This is a genomic window from Nitrosomonas marina (genome assembly GCF_900110145.1).
Lineage (GTDB): Bacteria > Pseudomonadota > Gammaproteobacteria > Burkholderiales > Nitrosomonadaceae > Nitrosomonas > Nitrosomonas marina.
Genome location: NZ_FOCP01000007.1, coordinates 121,452 through 137,091, shown reverse-complemented (window position 1 = coordinate 137,091; position 15,640 = coordinate 121,452). Strand labels below are relative to the sequence as shown.

Annotated in this window: 16 protein-coding genes and 1 pseudogene; 3 read left to right on the top strand and 14 right to left on the bottom strand. The window is 48.3% G+C overall.

Going from position 1 to position 15,640, the window contains the following annotated elements; genetic code table 11:
* Window positions 1–94: 94 nt before the first annotated feature.
* The 14 genes and pseudogenes from BMX44_RS06935 to glnE all read right to left on the bottom strand — a co-directional run bounded on the left by BMX44_RS06935 (window position 95) and on the right by glnE (window position 11,248).
* Window positions 95–700, bottom strand: coding sequence for a hypothetical protein (locus tag BMX44_RS06935; protein ID WP_090630252.1), 606 nt, complete (start codon window positions 698–700; stop codon window positions 95–97).
* Between the two features lie 153 nt (window positions 701–853).
* Window positions 854–1,621, bottom strand: coding sequence for a twin-arginine translocase subunit TatC (tatC, locus tag BMX44_RS06930; RefSeq protein ID WP_090630247.1), 768 nt, complete (start codon window positions 1,619–1,621; stop codon window positions 854–856).
* 70 nt (window positions 1,622–1,691) lie between these two features.
* The gene (gene tatB / locus BMX44_RS06925; RefSeq protein WP_090630244.1) at window positions 1,692–2,087 is read right to left on the bottom strand and encodes a Sec-independent protein translocase protein TatB; all 396 of its coding nucleotides are present in this window, start codon (window positions 2,085–2,087) and stop codon (window positions 1,692–1,694) included.
* A gap of 284 nt (window positions 2,088–2,371) precedes the next feature.
* Window positions 2,372–2,519 (bottom strand): annotated as a pseudogene (tatA, locus tag BMX44_RS17540) (Sec-independent protein translocase subunit TatA); the annotation flags it as partial.
* A 29-nt stretch (window positions 2,520–2,548) separates the two neighbouring features.
* Window positions 2,549–2,905 carry a histidine triad nucleotide-binding protein gene (locus tag BMX44_RS06915; protein ID WP_090630383.1) on the bottom strand — a complete coding sequence of 119 codons (357 nt, stop codon included), beginning with the start codon at window positions 2,903–2,905 and terminating at the stop codon, window positions 2,549–2,551.
* Window positions 2,905–3,243 (bottom strand): phosphoribosyl-ATP diphosphatase, encoded by a 339-nt coding sequence (locus tag BMX44_RS06910; RefSeq protein ID WP_177167699.1) that lies wholly within the window; start codon window positions 3,241–3,243, stop codon window positions 2,905–2,907. Before BMX44_RS06910 ends, BMX44_RS06915 begins: the two co-directional genes overlap by 1 nt.
* Window positions 3,243–3,632, bottom strand: coding sequence for a phosphoribosyl-AMP cyclohydrolase (gene hisI, locus BMX44_RS06905; RefSeq protein ID WP_090630227.1), 390 nt, complete (start codon window positions 3,630–3,632; stop codon window positions 3,243–3,245). The genes BMX44_RS06910 and hisI overlap by 1 nt, the downstream gene beginning before the upstream one ends.
* A gap of 39 nt (window positions 3,633–3,671) precedes the next feature.
* Window positions 3,672–4,445 (bottom strand): imidazole glycerol phosphate synthase subunit HisF, encoded by a 774-nt coding sequence (gene hisF / locus BMX44_RS06900; RefSeq protein ID WP_090630223.1) that lies wholly within the window; start codon window positions 4,443–4,445, stop codon window positions 3,672–3,674.
* Window positions 4,446–4,514: 69 nt separating this feature from the next.
* Window positions 4,515–5,267, bottom strand: a complete 753-nt coding sequence (gene hisA / locus BMX44_RS06895) for a 1-(5-phosphoribosyl)-5-[(5-phosphoribosylamino)methylideneamino]imidazole-4-carboxamide isomerase (protein WP_090630219.1) — start codon at window positions 5,265–5,267, stop codon at window positions 4,515–4,517.
* A 70-nt stretch (window positions 5,268–5,337) separates the two neighbouring features.
* A complete protein-coding gene (gene hisH, locus BMX44_RS06890) occupies window positions 5,338–5,982 on the bottom strand; it encodes an imidazole glycerol phosphate synthase subunit HisH (RefSeq protein WP_090630215.1) in 645 nt (214 codons plus the stop codon).
* Between the two features lie 31 nt (window positions 5,983–6,013).
* Window positions 6,014–6,601, bottom strand: a complete 588-nt coding sequence (gene hisB, locus BMX44_RS06885) for an imidazoleglycerol-phosphate dehydratase HisB (RefSeq protein ID WP_090630210.1) — start codon at window positions 6,599–6,601, stop codon at window positions 6,014–6,016.
* 60 nt (window positions 6,602–6,661) lie between these two features.
* Window positions 6,662–7,747: a histidinol-phosphate transaminase gene (gene hisC, locus BMX44_RS06880; protein WP_090630205.1), complete on the bottom strand. Its 1,086-nt coding sequence runs from the start codon at window positions 7,745–7,747 to the stop codon at window positions 6,662–6,664.
* 153 nt (window positions 7,748–7,900) lie between these two features.
* Window positions 7,901–8,350: a pilin gene (locus BMX44_RS17535; protein ID WP_090630201.1), complete on the bottom strand. Its 450-nt coding sequence runs from the start codon at window positions 8,348–8,350 to the stop codon at window positions 7,901–7,903.
* Window positions 8,351–8,443: 93 nt separating this feature from the next.
* On the bottom strand, window positions 8,444–11,248 hold the full coding sequence (gene glnE, locus BMX44_RS06870) for a bifunctional [glutamate--ammonia ligase]-adenylyl-L-tyrosine phosphorylase/[glutamate--ammonia-ligase] adenylyltransferase (protein ID WP_090630198.1): 2,805 nt from the start codon (window positions 11,246–11,248) through the stop codon (window positions 8,444–8,446).
* A 258-nt stretch (window positions 11,249–11,506) separates the two neighbouring features.
* On the opposite strand from glnE, the gene BMX44_RS06865 reads away from it, so the two are divergent.
* Genes BMX44_RS06865 through BMX44_RS06855 form a run of 3 tightly spaced genes read left to right on the top strand, consistent with a single transcriptional unit; the run spans window position 11,507 to window position 15,639 of the window.
* Window positions 11,507–12,364 carry a carbon-nitrogen hydrolase family protein gene (locus tag BMX44_RS06865; RefSeq protein ID WP_090630380.1) on the top strand — a complete coding sequence of 286 codons (858 nt, stop codon included), beginning with the start codon at window positions 11,507–11,509 and terminating at the stop codon, window positions 12,362–12,364.
* 53 nt (window positions 12,365–12,417) lie between these two features.
* Window positions 12,418–13,878: a metalloprotease TldD gene (gene tldD / locus BMX44_RS06860; RefSeq protein ID WP_090630193.1), complete on the top strand. Its 1,461-nt coding sequence runs from the start codon at window positions 12,418–12,420 to the stop codon at window positions 13,876–13,878.
* A gap of 57 nt (window positions 13,879–13,935) precedes the next feature.
* The gene (locus tag BMX44_RS06855) at window positions 13,936–15,639 is read left to right on the top strand and encodes an acetolactate synthase 3 catalytic subunit (RefSeq protein WP_090630189.1); all 1,704 of its coding nucleotides are present in this window, start codon (window positions 13,936–13,938) and stop codon (window positions 15,637–15,639) included.
* The last annotated feature ends 1 nt before the right edge of the window (window position 15,640 follow it).

The window sequence follows — 15,640 nt, the reverse complement described above, 5'->3', positions numbered from 1 at the left end:
CAATCGATAGTTTGTCATCGACACAAATAATGTGTCAGTCATGACTATCATATGGCGTGAAAAATTGTGAAATCAAGTGTGTAACCGACAATTTTTAATGATTGAAATGATTCGGTACCAGCATGCCGTCAATCAACTGAATGCTGTCGCCACGGTGCAGGTAAGATGCGTCGGGAACCCGGATAATTTGCTGTGTGCCATCATTCATGGTAACGCCTACGTGATAATCCGGATGATGTCCACCAGTACGGCCGGAATGCGGATGTGCACCGTGCTCGACAATTTCTTTTGCAATGGTGCCCGCCACGATACCGCTGGTGATCATGTTGTGTGTGTTTTCCTGACCAATGGTACGAATGAAGTCAATGACCCCGCAATTAATACAGCCGGATTGCGCTGATGCTTGAGGAAAAGGCGTGCTTTGAGGGATCGTTGCAGGTGGATAATGAATGATACCCGCATCGGTGCTTTTGATACTGATGCTGTTCCTGGCCCCTTTAATTGCAGTACCTGTACGCTGCATGGTTCGGGGCGGCAGGTATAAGTCGGGTTTAGAGCCAGGAACAGGTGCCAATGATTGCCTGGCAGATGGCTGCGCTTCGGATTCATCGGTTTCGCCAGGCTGACCCCAGGCAGCTGTGGCAGCTGAAATTAAGGCGGCAGTCAAGGCAGCCAGAATCGAGTTTCTGCTAACGCGCATTATATTACCTCACCGTATTGATCCTGATTTGTAATAAAACTATTACAGAAGCCAAACTTTGAGTCTAAAAGAAAGGATAAGTTTCTTCAACTTTATGCAATAGCCATTGCAAGGAATATCAGTAATAACAATAACTATGATCATTAATCATGGTTATGTGTTGTCATTTTCAGACTGATCTGACGTGGTTTTATCGTTTTCTTGTCTGTCTTTTTTTAAAGTCAGCGCGGCAATAATGATGCCGGCCTCATATAACAGGCATAATGGGACTGCCAGCATGAATTGGGAAATGACATCAGGTGGTGTAATAATGGCTGCAATGACAAAAGATCCAACGATAACGTAAGGACGAATCTCCCGAAGCTTTTCTATCGTAATAAAGCCGGTTTTGACGAGAACCATCACGACAACAGGCACTTCAAAGGTTATGCCGAACGCCATGAACATGGATAAAACAAAACTCAGGTATTTATTGATGTCGGTCATTACAGCAACACCTTCCGGTGCAAAATAGGTGATAAATTCGAACACCAGAGGAAGTGCTGCAAAATAAGCGAACAGCATGCCTGAAAAAAATAGCAGGCTGCCGGCGAACACGAGCGGCAGTGCCAGTCGCTTTTCGTGTGAATACAGGCCAGGGGCGATGAAGGCCCAGGTTTGATACAGCGTGTGTGGCAGCGCAATGACAAAGGCGAGCATCATTGCGACTTTCATTGGTACAAAAAAAGGGGTGGCGACATCTGTAGCAATCATTTGTCCCCCCTGGGGTAGTTTTTCCAAAAGTGGCTGTGCCAGCATTGTGTAAAGTTCCCGGGCATAAAATGCGCAGGGTATAAAACCGATCAACAGACCGCTGACTATGCGAATCAGCCGGGTGCGTAATTCCACCAGATGCGATAAAAGCGAGCCTTCAACGGTCATGGCGACTTAACTGAGGAGTGTGGGCGATGAAATATTCATGATTGGCGCAAATCAGAAATATGAGCGACCGTTAAGGTGAAGACTGGTTGTGATCAGATGATTGCCGGCGAGATGCTGAATTAGTCGGTTCTGTTTTCGACTCCGGCTCCGATCGCGAATCATCCGGCTGTGCCTGAACAGCCTTATTGTTTGATTCAGATTCTGTCATCGATTTGATTTCGCTTATCTCCTTGCGTACGGAGTCTTCTATCGATTGCGCGGTATCCTGCATGGTGTGATGCATCTGCTTGAGCTCCTCCATGCGTATTTCATTGTGAATGTCGGTTCTGACACTGTAAACAAACTGCCGGCATCGACTGATCAGATGACCCAATGTCCGCGCCACCTGGGGTAACCGCTCTGGACCCACGACTATCAGAGCAATGATAGATATGATCAAAATTTCAAAAAAACTGATATCGAACATGTTACTGCCGTAAATAGCCGGATACTGTCAAGTCAACAATGCTGGAAGTATCTATTGCCTGTATATCATTGTTTAGCCGAGTATTAATCGCAATGAATTGAGTCACGTTTTAGGCTGGGAATTTTCCTTATCCTTGGTTGTGCCGGTGGTATGATTGCTGCTATCGGATTTCTGTTCGTTTGGTTTATTGGTATTCTGAGCCGTTTCCGTGTCAAATGTTTCTTTATTTGCAGGCCCATCATCAAATGTGAGGCTGTCAGGGTCTGATGTATGGGATGCGTTTTTCTCAGAATCTGCATCTTTCATGCCTTCTTTGAAGCTTTTGATGGCGCTGCCAAGATCTCCGCCAAGATTACGCAGTTTTTTTGTACCGAAAACCAGAACAACGATAATTAATACAACGATCCAATGCCAGATACTGAATGTGCCCATTTCTGCCTCCTGTGTTCTATCGAACAGTATTAGCTTTTTTGCATCATGGCAGGCAGACGCTCCTTACTGCCGATAATATGGATATGCAAATGAAAAACTTCCTGGCCACCAACACGGCCAGTATTAATAATCGTGCGAAAGCCTTCAATACACCCCTGTTCTTTCGCAAGCTCTGGTGCCAATAATAGCATTTTTCCGAGCACCGCCTGATGAGTTTCTTCGCATTCCATAAGCGATGCAATGTGCATTCTGGGAATAATCAGAAAATGTACCGGTGCAGCCGGATTAATATCATTAAATGCCATGAGATCATCATCTTCATAAATGATCTGTGCTGGAATTTCATTACGCAGAATTTTGCAGAATATGCAGCTGTCATTTTCCATCATGTTTGTCCTTTTTCGCCAGCATCCCGAGAGGCTTTTTCGACGATGCCGGAAACACCTTCGCGTCTTTCCAGTTCCTGTAGTACGTCTGCGGGCGTCAATCCATGATACGCCAGCAGTATCAGACAATGAAACCAGAGATCTGCTGTTTCCCGGACAACATGCTGCGCATCGCCATCTTTTGAGGCCATTAATGTTTCTGCAGATTCTTCTGCGATTTTTTTTAGAATTTTATCATGCCCGCTGTGAAGCAGTTTTGCGACATATGAACTGTCAGCATCAGTATGCTTTCGCGTTTCGATGATTTCTGCCAAACGGTGCAGTATGGTAGGTTGCATTATTTCTTATAAATCGTATCCGGGTTTTTTAGAATTGGTGATGTTATAACCCATTGTTTATTTTCAAGCTTCCTGAAAAAACAATGATGCCTGCCGGTATGGCAGGCGATGCCGCCATTCTGTTCTACGCTTAACAGTACAACATCGCCGTCGCAATCAAGGCGGATGTCTTTTATTTTTTGTGTGTGGCCTGATTCTTCACCTTTGTGCCAGAGCTTTTTGCGAGAGCGGGACCAGTAGACTGCTTCGCCTTTTTCTACCGTTAATTTAAGTGCATCCCGGTTCATCCAGGCTACCATTAAAACTGTTCCGCTTCCGGCTTCCTGTGCAATCACCGGAACCAGTCCATCATCAGACCAATTAATTTCACTCAACCATGTCGAAGTCATCGGGTGTAAACAGTAAGATAATTTCGTTTTATTCTATCACTATAGGCGGACTTCGATACCATTATCGGCCATACGCTGTTTGGCCTGGTTGATGGTGAATTCTCCATAATGAAAAATACTGGCAGCCAGTACCGCGTCCGCATGACCCTTCAGAATGCCATCGACCAGATGGTCCAGGTTGCCAACACCGCCGCTGGCAATAACAGGAATGTCGATGGCGTCTGCAACAGCGCGCGTCAGTGCAATATCAAAACCATTGCGCGTGCCGTCTCTATCCATGCTGGTCAACAAAATCTCGCCTGCGCCCAGTGTCTGCATTTTGTTAGCCCATTCAATCACGTCAATACCTGTTGGTTTTCGTCCTCCATGTGTGAAGACCTCCCAGCGGGGTTCGTGATTATTATCGTTAACCCGCTTGGCATCAATCGCGACCACAATGCACTGCGCGCCGTAGTGGCCTGAAGCGTCCGACACCAGCTGTGGATTGAGAACAGCCGACGTATTGATGCTGACCTTGTCGGCCCCAGCGTTGAGCAGTCTGCGCACGTCTTCGACTTTTCGAATCCCCCCGCCGACAGTCAGCGGTATAAAAACCTGTGACGCCACAGCTTCAATAATATGAAGAATCAGGTCACGGTCGTCCGAGCTGGCGGTAATATCCAGAAAAGTCAATTCATCCGCGCCCTGTTCATCGTAGCGGCGTGCAATTTCGACAGGATCGCCGGCATCGCGTAACTCGACAAAGTTAACACCTTTTACAACGCGTCCATTGGTAACGTCAAGACAGGGAATAATTCGTTTAGCAAGGCCCATGGGTTGGATGCCTGAAAAGGGAAAAATTAGGATAGTGCATGCAGCAACGAAAACAGTAAGACAACCTGATCAGAAACCGTAGTTCTTATGGAGTTCGTCGGCGAGTGCCTGCGCAGCTTTAAAATCCAGTGTGCCTTCATAGATGGCACGACCAGTAATTGCGCCCATGACACCTTCGGTTTCAATTGAGCACAATGTTCGCACATCTTCCATATCGGTAATGCCGCCGCTGGCGATGACAGGGATGGTCAGCTTGCTGGCCAGATCAACAGTTGCCTTGACATTAACGCCATTGAGCATGCCATCGCGCCCGATATCGGTATAGATAATGGCCTCAACGCCGTAATCCTCGAATTTGACAGCCAGATCAATAACATCATGGCCGGTGACTTTAGACCATCCGTCTACGGCGACCTTGCCCTCTTTCGCATCAAGTCCGACCAGAATATGACCTGGGAATGCGTTACAGGCGTCGTGCAAGAAACCGGGAATCTTGACTGCGGCCGTACCAATAATGATATAACTGACACCTTCGTCAAGATAGTTCTCTATGGTATCCAGATCGCGGATACCGCCGCCCAGTTGAATCGGGATTTGGTTGTCGATCGCCTGTACGATTTCTCGAATTGCATTTTTATTTTTGGGTTTGCCGGCAAATGCGCCATTCAGGTCAACCAGATGCAACCGCCGTGCGCCCTGGTCCAGCCAGTGTGCCGCCATTTCTCCCGGATTCTCCGAGAAGACGGTGGCGTTTTCCATCACGCCTTGTTTCAGACGTACACAATGTCCATCTTTTAGATCAATTGCAGGAATAATCAGCATACCAAATTCATCAAGAGTTGAGTTGTTAAACCGAGCTTGTCTGTACCTACATGTACGAAAGAGGGTGGTTTCAGGTTTCCGGTGTCCATCTTGTAAAGTTGCGCAAGAGCGCCAGTCCCGCATGATCACTTTTTTCAGGGTGAAACTGTACCGCGAAAATGTTGTCTTTTGCAACTGCGCAGGTAAAAGCAAATGGATAATGGCTCTGTGCGGCAATAATGGCGGTGTCCGGTGTGTCAACATAATAGCTATGGACAAAATAAAACCGTTCATCGTTTGCGATATTCGACCAGAGCGGATGGTCATGCGTATGGAATACCTGGTTCCAGCCCATATGGGGTACTTTAAGTTTTTGTCCGTCAGGCATCGTCATGGCTGTTGCGGGAAAATGTACAACTTTGCCGGGCAGGATACTTAACCCCTTGACATGGCCTTCTTCACTTTCCTCGAACAGCATCTGCAGGCCGATACAGATACCAAGAAACGGTTTGTTTTGGGCCGCCTGCACGACTGCGTCGTGTAATCCGTGTGTGTTCAGCGCATGCATGCAGTTTGGCATCGCTCCCTGACCGGGGACGACAACCCGCTGTGCGCGACCAACAACTGCTGGATCACTGGTCACGGTGACTGTGGCCTCAGGCGCAACATGCTCGAGTGCCTTATGGACGGATCGCAGGTTTCCCATTCCGTAATCAACTACTGCTATATCGGTCATTGCTGGTTAAAAAGGGAAGAATGAGATCAGCTTATAACATGCCTTTGGTTGATGGGATGACGTCAACGGCTTTCTGGTCATGTTCGAGCGCCATTCGCAGTGCACGGCCAAAGGCCTTGAATATGGTTTCAGCCTGGTGGTGTGCATTGTTACCGGCCAGATTATCAATATGCAAAGTAACCAGTGCATGGTTGACGAAGCCCTGAAAAAATTCATTGATCAGGTCGACATCGAAATCGCCAATGCGGGCACGAACGAATTCGGCATTCAGCGACAGGCCGGGGCGTCCTGACAAGTCGATAACAACGCGCGACAATGCCTCATCAAGCGGCACATATGCATGTCCATAGCGGCGGATGCCTTTTTTGTCACCGAGCGCCCTGGTGAAGGCCTGGCCGAGCGTAATGCCGATGTCTTCCACGGTATGGTGCGCGTCGATATGCAGATCGCCTTTGGCCGAAATTTCCAGATCCAGCATGCCGTGACGCGCGATCTGGTCGAGCATGTGTTCCAGAAACGGCACGCCTGTAGTCATTACGGCGCTGCCGCTGCCATCCAGATTCAGGCTGACCGCGATCTGGGTCTCCAGCGTGTTACGAGTGACTTGGGCCTGGCGCATGGATCGACAAGGTTATTGAAGCAGGTTTTGCGGATTGGGATTGGTTGAATCTGAATTTATTCACTTAACACTTAATAATAATGTTTTTAATGCTGTAATGAATTGTGCGTTTTCCTCTGGCGTGCCAACTGTAACACGCAGGCAATTATCCAACAAGGCATGCGTGTGATCAAGATTTTTAATTAAAATATTGCGTTGTTTAAGCTTGTGAAACAGATCGCTGGCATTATTGGCTCGAAACAGGATGAAATTGGCGTCTGAAGGAAATACCTTCAATCCATCGATGGCGCTTAACTGTGCATGCAATCGCGCACGTTCGTTTTTGATAAGTTCCGCTTGATTCAGCAGTACATCCATGTGGCGTAACACTGTTTGAGTGACGCGTTGCGTCAATATGCTGACGTTATACGGCAGGCGCAGCTTTTCAAATTCGGACAGCCACGCCGGGCGGCCAATGAGCAATCCCAGCCGCAGCCCCGCCAGTCCAAGCTTGGACAATGTGCGCATCAGCAGCAGATTGGGGTAATCAGCCAGTTTGCCCATGACACTGGCATCGGCAAACGCGTGATACGCTTCGTCGATCACCACGATTCCGGGCGTTGCCTCAATGATTTTCAGTATGGTGCTTTCGTCAAACAGGTTGCCGGTAGGGTTGTTGGGATAGGCGAGAAAAATAACAGCCGGTTGATGGCGCGCGATAGCTTCCAGCACGGCGTCGCGGTCAAGTGCAAAATCCGCGGTCAAAGGCACGCCTGTGTATTGCATGTTGGCAAACGTCGCAATCATGCGAAACATGACAAACGCAGGTTCAACACTCATCACAATGGCGCCGGGCCGTGCTGTCGCCATGGCAATAATCTGGATGATTTCATCAGAACCGTTGCCGAGCATGACATCCATTTGGTCCGGAATCATCAGCGCTTCGCGCAGCGCCGTTTTCAAATCAGTTGCGTTCGGATCGGGGTAGCGGTTGATCGGTGCGGCAGCTGCAATGCTCGAGATCTCGCTTTGCAAAGCCTGTGGTAGCGCATACGGATTTTCCATTGCATCAAGCTTGACCATGCCGGTTGCCGGCGGAACATGGTAGGCCTTCAGCGCGAGGACTTCAGGACGGATAATGTCGGATGGGTTGTAAGAATGTGGCATCCAGGCATTTTAACTTGGATGGGACAAGTTTTGTTGCGAAAACGAAAAATATGTGTAGAGGAAACTATTAATTTTGATTGGCGGCCATCAGTATCAATATTCATTGTTGAAATAAAAAAACACCCCTCTAGGGGTGTTTTTTTAGTTTCATTTTTAGCAGATTGGACCGGCAGCTCTTGTTATACAGGTGCTGGCAGCATTGACCGCCCAAATAATTGGTCTTCCGACAGCTTGTGATACTCCATCAAGTTGATAAGTTTCACCAGCTAAGCCATTAATGTTAGTGGCTGTCATGGTGATATTTGCTACTAATGGACCATTTCCAGCAATGGCGCCTGAACCGGCTGCTAAATTATTATCATTGGCTGCGGTTACAAGTGGTATGCCATTTTGTCCATTGATACAGTTAGTCATGTCAGCCAATTGTTGAAAGCAAACTTCTACACCCAATTTATAAGGTGCGACTGCTGCTGTGACTTCAGAAAACTGGGCTCTAGCAACATAATTCTGATATGCAGGTACTGCAATTGCAGCCAGAATGCCGATAATCGCTACAACGATCATCAATTCAATCAATGTAAAACCTTTTTGTACTTTGTGCATGTTGAGTCTCCTAAAATTAGTTTTTTTCATTCCACACAGTGTGTGTGCTTTATTTAAAGCATGAATCGTGCCAGTTTTTATTGCGAACACTTTTTAATTGCCAAAAACTTCATTCCACAGTGCGATAACGGCAAGGCGGTCGTCGTTTAACTGCGCGGTTTCGACACGGTTCAGTGCCTGCACAGAGCCGTCGGTTGTAGGCGTGCCTGTCAGGTTGTCGTCGCTGTTAAGCCGCTGGCGGTGCTGGGTGCGACGGAATTCGCGGTAAGCGCGGCGGGCTTTCTCTGCGTTTTCGGCCGAGATCAGGTTCAGTTGCGCAGCCAGTTTCAGTAACGCGATATTACCGATGTTGCCCGTCAGTTCGGGGTATCGGTGTGCATGACCGAGGATGAGGAATTGTACGATAAATTCCACGTCAATAATGCCGCCGCGGTCGTGTTTGATGTCAAACAGTGCGGTCTGGTTAGGATGCGCATCGCGCATTTTTTCGCGCATGGATAATATGTTTTCTTTCAGTTGCTGTAAATCACGTTGCCGGCAAAGTATTTCTTTTCTTGTTGATTCAAAGGCCTGTGCAACTTCCCGGTCGCCGGCGGCGCAGCGGGCGCGGGTCAGCGCCTGGTGCTCCCAGACCCATGCCTGGCTGTGCTGGTATTGCGAAAAGGCCTCGATTGAATGTACCCATAAACCGCTGTTGCCATTGGGTCTGAGCCGTAAATCGGTGGCATAAAGCAATCCGGCCGATGTCTGGCTGGTGAGCCAGGTATTGACGCTGTGTGCCAGTTTTGTATATGTCTCCGCTGCATCAGGATGGTCATCGTCAAACAAAAAAACGATATCGAGGTCGGAGGCATAACCGAGTTCTTTGCCGCCCAGCTTGCCGTAACCGATGATGGCGAAACGCGGTGTGTTCCGGTGTCGCTTTCTGAGACCATTCCAGGCCAGCATCAGCACGGTTTCCAGAACCAGATCTGCCAGGGCGGTCAATTGATCGCTTAATGTTTCCAGTTTGAGCGAGCCTTCAAGGTCTGTTGCCAGCAACCGAAAGACCTGCGCATGCTGAAAGTGACGCAAATGGTCCATTTGCCACCCAATTACGTCACTTTTGGGTTTGTTGACATGATTGAACTGGGAAGCCAGCTCGTTTTTCAGTGCTTCCCAGTCCGGCAGGGGATTGGGTTCCTGATGCCGCAGCAGTTCGTCGAGTACAATTGGATGTCTGCCCAGGTAGTCGCTGGCCCACTGACTGATGCTGACAAGTTTGGCCACGCGCGGCAGTGTATCGGGGTGCTCCAGCAGGAGCGTCAGGTAGGATGCCGGCGATGATTTCTTCGAACTGATGGCTTCAAGCAGTTTGAGCATACGTTCCAGCGTGGTTTCCACGGGTGGAAACCGGACAATTGTCTCAATCATAGCGGGCAACAGCATGCGGATTTTGTGCTGGCTCAGTTCGGGAAGTTGCAGATAAAACTGGCTTTGATAGAACTGTTGTACGCGTTCAGAGATTTTTGTGGGCTCGTCGAAACCCAGCGTGCTTAATTGTGATGCGGCAGCCTCTTTTTGCGCTGCATTCTCCGGCTGGGTTTGCCACAGGTTTGACAAAATATCGTGTGTGGCTGATTTTTTAGGTGCTGCAAAAATCAGCTCAAAATGATGAGAGACATGCATGCGGTGGACTTCGAGTTGCTGCAAAAACTTTTCGTAGCTTTGAAATCCCATTGACGTTGCGATGAGTTCCCGATCTTCGTTGCTGCCTGGCAGTGTCTGCGTTTGCTGGTCGTCGAGAAATTGCAGGCGGTGTTCAAGTTTGCGCAAAAAACGGTATGCATCCACCAGTTCTGTGACTGTACGGACGGGCAGTTGCTGTTTCCGCTGCAGCTGCTGCAGTACGTCCAGTGTCGGACGGATACACAGGTCGACGTCATGTCCACCGCGTATCAGTTGAAAAACCTGGGTGATGAATTCAATTTCACGGATGCCGCCCGGACCCAGCTTGATGTTGTCGTGCATTTCACGTCGTTCCACCTCTTTGCGCACCTGTCTGTGCAGACTGCGCATTGATGCGTATGCGCCGAAATCCAGGTACTTGCGAAATACAAATGGTTTGACGATTTGTTCCATCAGTCTGGACTCATCGTCTGCAGATGTGTTTTCGGAAATCACGCGTCCCTTGATCCATGCATGGCGCTCCCATTCACGCCCTTGTGTCTGAAAATATTCTTTCAGCATATCAAAACTGATTGCCAGTGGACTGCACTCGCCATGCGGACGCAGCCGCATATCGACCCTGAAAACATATCCGTCAACGGTGTAGTCGTTCAGACTGGCAATTAACTTTCGGCCAAGGCGTGCAAAGAATTCATGATTCGAAATGGATTTTTTGCCATCGGTTTCGCCATCTTCGGGATATGCGAATATCAAATCGACGTCGGAGGATACATTGAGTTCGCGGCCGCCGAGTTTGCCCATGGCGACGACCAGCAATTGCTGGGACTGGTTAGTGCCTTTCCTTTTTGGCGAACCGAAATGTTCAGGAGCGGACAACCATTTTTCATGGTGGCTGAGTGCGTAATTGATGCTGATTTCAGCCAGATCGGTCATGGTTGACATCACTTCTGTCAGTTCGGCGCATCCGCTGATGTCGCGAACAGCCAGCCGTGATATGACCTGTCTGCGTAATATGCGCAAAATACTGTTTAACCCGAACTCATCATGCATTGCGATGCTTGTGCCACGTTGCAGAAAATCCAGCATTTCGGTCTTGTGGAAAGGGCGGGATGCGTTGCTGAGTAACCTGGTTTTTTGCGAAGGATCGCTGTTGATAATACGTTGAAGAAACCGGCTGAATGAGATTGCCTGTTCGAAATCGATAGTGATTGTCGGATCGTTTGTGTGCATGGCTTATTTTAACGCGAGTGAAATGATTTTCGAAAAAATGGTGTTTAGTTATATGCCGCAGTTATTGAATTGCATAAAACAAAGTAATGCCATCAGGCAATTGAAATTAGAATCACACCAGAGTAGATGTTAGAATCAGTGTTTGGTTTTAGTGCGAAGCATGTCGTACCGATTGTTTTGCGTATCAATCAATTTGCAACTAAAACTCCGGTATTTCTATATAAGAATAAGATAGTTGAAAATAAAAACTGTTTGACCATGTTGAACGATCCAGAAAATTATAGCCATGTTGCTTCCGAAGTTGACAAGGGATTTTTGGTTGCAGCCATACAAATGGCGTCGGGCCCCAGTGTTGATGCGAATCTGGAAGAAGCGGCCCGCCATATTGAAGATGCAGTTTCGCAACAGGCAAGACTGGTTGTACTGCCAGAGTATTTCTGCATTATGGGGATGAAGGATGCTGATAAGTTATTGGTGATGGAACAGTTTGGGGACGGACCGATTCAGAATTTTCTCAGCGAAACTGCAAAACGTTTCGGCATATGGCTGGTCGGTGGTTCTGTGCCCCTGGTTTCTCCCGATCCGAATAAAGTCTACAATAGTTGTCTGGTATATGCTGACGATGGCAATCTGGCAGCGCGATACGATAAAATTCATCTGTTTGGTTTGAGCATGGGGCAGGAAAACTATGCGGAGGATAAAACCATCATGGCAGGTGATGAAATTGTGACCCTGGATTCCCCTTTTGGCCGAATCGGGTTGTCAATCTGTTATGATCTACGGTTTCCGGAACTTTATCGCAAGATGGGAGCTGTAGATATCATTCTTGCACCTGCGGCATTTACCGCCGTTACCGGTAAAGCGCACTGGGAAGTTCTGCTGCGTGCCCGTGCGATTGAAAATCTGGCATATGTGATTGCTCCAGCGCAGGGCGGATATCATGTCAACGGGCGCGAAACCAATGGGGACAGTATGATTGTGGATCCCTGGGGGGGTGTAATTAAACGTCTGCCGCGAGGATCGGGTGCGGTCGTGGCTAAACTGGATCCGGAATACCAGGCCCGGATACGTAAAAGTCTGCCGGCGCTCAAACATCGTAAACTGCATTGTATGTAAACATAACCGCAATTGTGCTGGTTGAATTCAAATAAAAAGCGAATAGTGAGATCATGACCGAAGTATCCGATTTTTTTGTTATAGCTGATAATTGCTTGTTATCGCCTTATAATATCGACACAAATAACCTGCAACAGGTTTTCGGCCAGATACTCAGGCATAAAATTGATTATGCGGATCTGTATTTTCAGTATCACCGCTCGGAGAGCTGGGTGCTGGAAGAGGGTATTGTCAAGTCCGGCAGTTTTAATATCGAGCAGGGCGTTGGTGTGCGGGCAATCAGTGGTGACAAAACGGCTTTTGCGTATTCAGACGATATTAGTATGGCAGCGCTGGAGTCAGCCGCTAAAGCGACACGGGCGATTGCAAATCAGGGTGAAAATCGATCGGTAAAAGTAGGTCGAAGTGTGAATATTCAGGGCCGGTCTTTACTGTATGCACCCGAAGATCCTTTGTTGAGTCTGGGCGATAAAGACAAGATTTCAATCCTGGAAAGACTTGAAAAGTTTGCCCGTGCACAGGATACACGTGTGATTCAGGTGATGGCGTCTCTTGCCGGTGAATATGAGGTCATTCTGGTGACGAGAAGTGACGGTGTGCTGGCAGCCGATGTCAGGCCGCTTGTGCGTTTGTCGTTGCAGGTTATTGCTGAGGAAGATGGGCGCAGGGAACAGGGCGTGGCCGGTGGCGGTGGCCGGTTTGACTATGATTATTTTTCAGATGCCGTATTGCAGGAATATGCGGCAAAGGCCGTGCATCAGGCTGTAACGAATCTCGAGGCGCGTGCTGCGCCGGCAGGAACGATGACAGTTGTTCTCGGCAGCGGCTGGCCTGGTGTATTGCTGCACGAAGCGATCGGACACGGTCTCGAGGGTGATTTCAATCGTAAAGGAAGTTCAGCGTTTTCAGGACGAATTGGGCAGCGCGTAGCAGCTCCGGGTGTCACTGTGGTGGATGACGGAACGATCCCGCGCAGAAGGGGTTCGTTAAATATTGATGACGAAGGTAATCCTACGCAGTGTACGACACTTATTGAGGATGGCATTCTCCGGGGCTTTATGCAAGACAGTCTGAATGCGCGCCTGATGAATTTGCCGGTCACGGGAAACGGGCGTCGTGAGTCTTTTGCACATATTCCGATGCCTCGCATGACGAACACCTACATGCATAATGGCGATATGGACGTAGAGGAGATTATTGCATCCGTTAAAGACGGGCTTTATGCCGTCAACTTCGGCGGCGGTCAAGTTGACATTACCAGTGGTAAATTTGTCTTTTCTGCCGCCGAGGCCTACCTGATAGAAAATGGTAAGATTACCAGCCCGGTAAAAGGTGCGACACTGATAGGTAACGGTCCCGATGTGTTGACCCGTGTATCCATGATCGGAAATGATTTGTCTTTGGATCCGGGTGTTGGTACCTGCGGTAAAGACGGGCAAAGCGTTCCTGTTGGTGTAGGCCAGCCAACACTGCGTGTTGATGGCCTTACAGTGGGCGGTACAGGACATGAATAACCGCTGATAAAAGGGTGTTTTATATTTAACAGAAATTGATTTTGGGATGCAAACAGGATGAATGAGGAATTAACCGGAGCGGAGATTACAATTCGCTGCCTGCAAGCGGAGGGAGTTGATTGTATTTTCGGCTATCCCGGTGGGGCAGTACTGTTTATTTACGATGAATTGTTTAAGCAGGACAAAGTAAGACATATTCTCGTCAGACATGAGCAGGCTGCAGTGCATGCAGCTGACGGATATGCGCGGTCCAGCAATAAAGTGGGCGTGGCGTTGGTGACATCAGGGCCTGGTGTAACCAATGCCGTTACAGGCATAGCAACAGCCTACATGGACTCGATTCCGATGGTTGTGATCAGCGGGCAGGTGCCAACCAATGCGATCGGGCTGGACGCTTTTCAGGAGGTCGATACCGTTGGCATCACACGCCCCTGTGTAAAGCATAACTTTTTAGTCAACGATATCAGTGAATTGGCCATTACGATAAAAAAAGCGTTTTATATTGCGGCAACCGGTCGGCCAGGTCCGGTGCTGGTCGATATTCCCAAGGATGTGACACAGCAAAAAATGAGTTTCACATACCCGGAAAAAGTTTCGATGCGGTCATATAACCCCGTCATTCGGGGTAATCTGAAACAAGTCAAAAAAGCAGTGGAGCTGATTCTGAGTGCGCAAAGACCGGTTGTTTATACCGGTGGTGGCATTATACTCAGTGATGCCGCGAAACAGTTGACCGAGCTGGTTAAAATGCTGGATTTTCCCTGTACCAACACATTAATGGGGTTGGGTGGTTTCCCTGCCACGGACAGGCAGTTTATCGGCATGCTGGGTATGCATGGTACATACGAGGCCAATATGGCGATGCAGTATTGTGACGTATTGATTGCCATTGGGGCGCGTTTTGATGATCGTGTCATCGGGAATCCCAAACATTTTTACAATGAAAACCGGAAAATCATCCATATTGATATTGACCCGTCGTCGATTTCAAAACGTGTAAAAGTCGATATACCGATTGTCGGTAATGTGCCGGATGTCCTGAAGGAACTGATTAAACTGCTAAAGAGCACCAAGGAAGATCCGGATCAGACTGCATTAGCCGAGTGGTGGAAGCAGATTGATTTGTGGCGCGAACGCGACTGTCTCAAGTTTGACAGACAAAGTGAAATAATCAAGCCACAGATGGTCGTTGAGAAACTTTATGAGATTACCAAGGGAGATGCGTTTGTAACATCCGATGTTGGACAGCATCAAATGTGGGCTGCACAGTTCTACAAATTTGATAAGCCGCGTCGATGGATTAATTCGGGTGGTTTAGGCACGATGGGTTTTGGAATGCCAGCCGCCATGGGCGTGCAACTTGCCAATCCCAAGGGTAAGGTTGCATGTATAACGGGTGAAGCCAGCATTCAAATGTGCATACAGGAATTATCGACATGCAAGCAGTATAAACTGCCGCTAAAAATCGTTAATCTGAATAATCGTTATATGGGTATGGTAAGGCAATGGCAGGAATTTTTTCACGGTAACCGTTATGCCGAATCCTATATGGATGCATTGCCTGATTTTATCAAGCTTGCAGAAAGCTACGGCCATGTCGGTATGCGAATAGAACGTCCTGAAGATGTGGAAGGTGCGTTGCAGGAAGCATTCAAGCTTAAGGATCAGCTGGTATTTCTGGACTTTATTACTGACCAGGCTGAGAATGTGTTCCCAATGGTGCCGGGCGGTAAAGGTCTCTCGGAAATGATTCTGGTATAAA

Coding starts and splice junctions, on each gene's coding strand:
- BMX44_RS06935 (WP_090630252.1), bottom strand. CDS start 700: ATGCGCGTTAGCAGAAACTCGATTCTGGCTGCCTTGACTGCCGCCTTA.
- tatC (WP_090630247.1), bottom strand. CDS start 1,621: ATGACCGTTGAAGGCTCGCTTTTATCGCATCTGGTGGAATTACGCACC.
- tatB (WP_090630244.1), bottom strand. CDS start 2,087: ATGTTCGATATCAGTTTTTTTGAAATTTTGATCATATCTATCATTGCT.
- BMX44_RS06915 (WP_090630383.1), bottom strand. CDS start 2,905: ATGGAAAATGACAGCTGCATATTCTGCAAAATTCTGCGTAATGAAATT.
- BMX44_RS06910 (WP_177167699.1), bottom strand. CDS start 3,243: ATGCAACCTACCATACTGCACCGTTTGGCAGAAATCATCGAAACGCGA.
- hisI (WP_090630227.1), bottom strand. CDS start 3,632: ATGACTTCGACATGGTTGAGTGAAATTAATTGGTCTGATGATGGACTG.
- hisF (WP_090630223.1), bottom strand. CDS start 4,445: ATGGGCCTTGCTAAACGAATTATTCCCTGTCTTGACGTTACCAATGGA.
- hisA (WP_090630219.1), bottom strand. CDS start 5,267: ATGCTGATTATTCCTGCAATTGATCTAAAAGATGGACATTGTGTACGT.
- hisH (WP_090630215.1), bottom strand. CDS start 5,982: ATGACCGATATAGCAGTAGTTGATTACGGAATGGGAAACCTGCGATCC.
- hisB (WP_090630210.1), bottom strand. CDS start 6,601: ATGCGCCAGGCCCAAGTCACTCGTAACACGCTGGAGACCCAGATCGCG.
- hisC (WP_090630205.1), bottom strand. CDS start 7,747: ATGCCACATTCTTACAACCCATCCGACATTATCCGTCCTGAAGTCCTC.
- BMX44_RS17535 (WP_090630201.1), bottom strand. CDS start 8,350: ATGCACAAAGTACAAAAAGGTTTTACATTGATTGAATTGATGATCGTT.
- glnE (WP_090630198.1), bottom strand. CDS start 11,248: ATGCACACAAACGATCCGACAATCACTATCGATTTCGAACAGGCAATC.
- BMX44_RS06865 (WP_090630380.1), top strand. CDS start 11,507: ATGTTGAACGATCCAGAAAATTATAGCCATGTTGCTTCCGAAGTTGAC.
- tldD (WP_090630193.1), top strand. CDS start 12,418: ATGACCGAAGTATCCGATTTTTTTGTTATAGCTGATAATTGCTTGTTA.
- BMX44_RS06855 (WP_090630189.1), top strand. CDS start 13,936: ATGAATGAGGAATTAACCGGAGCGGAGATTACAATTCGCTGCCTGCAA.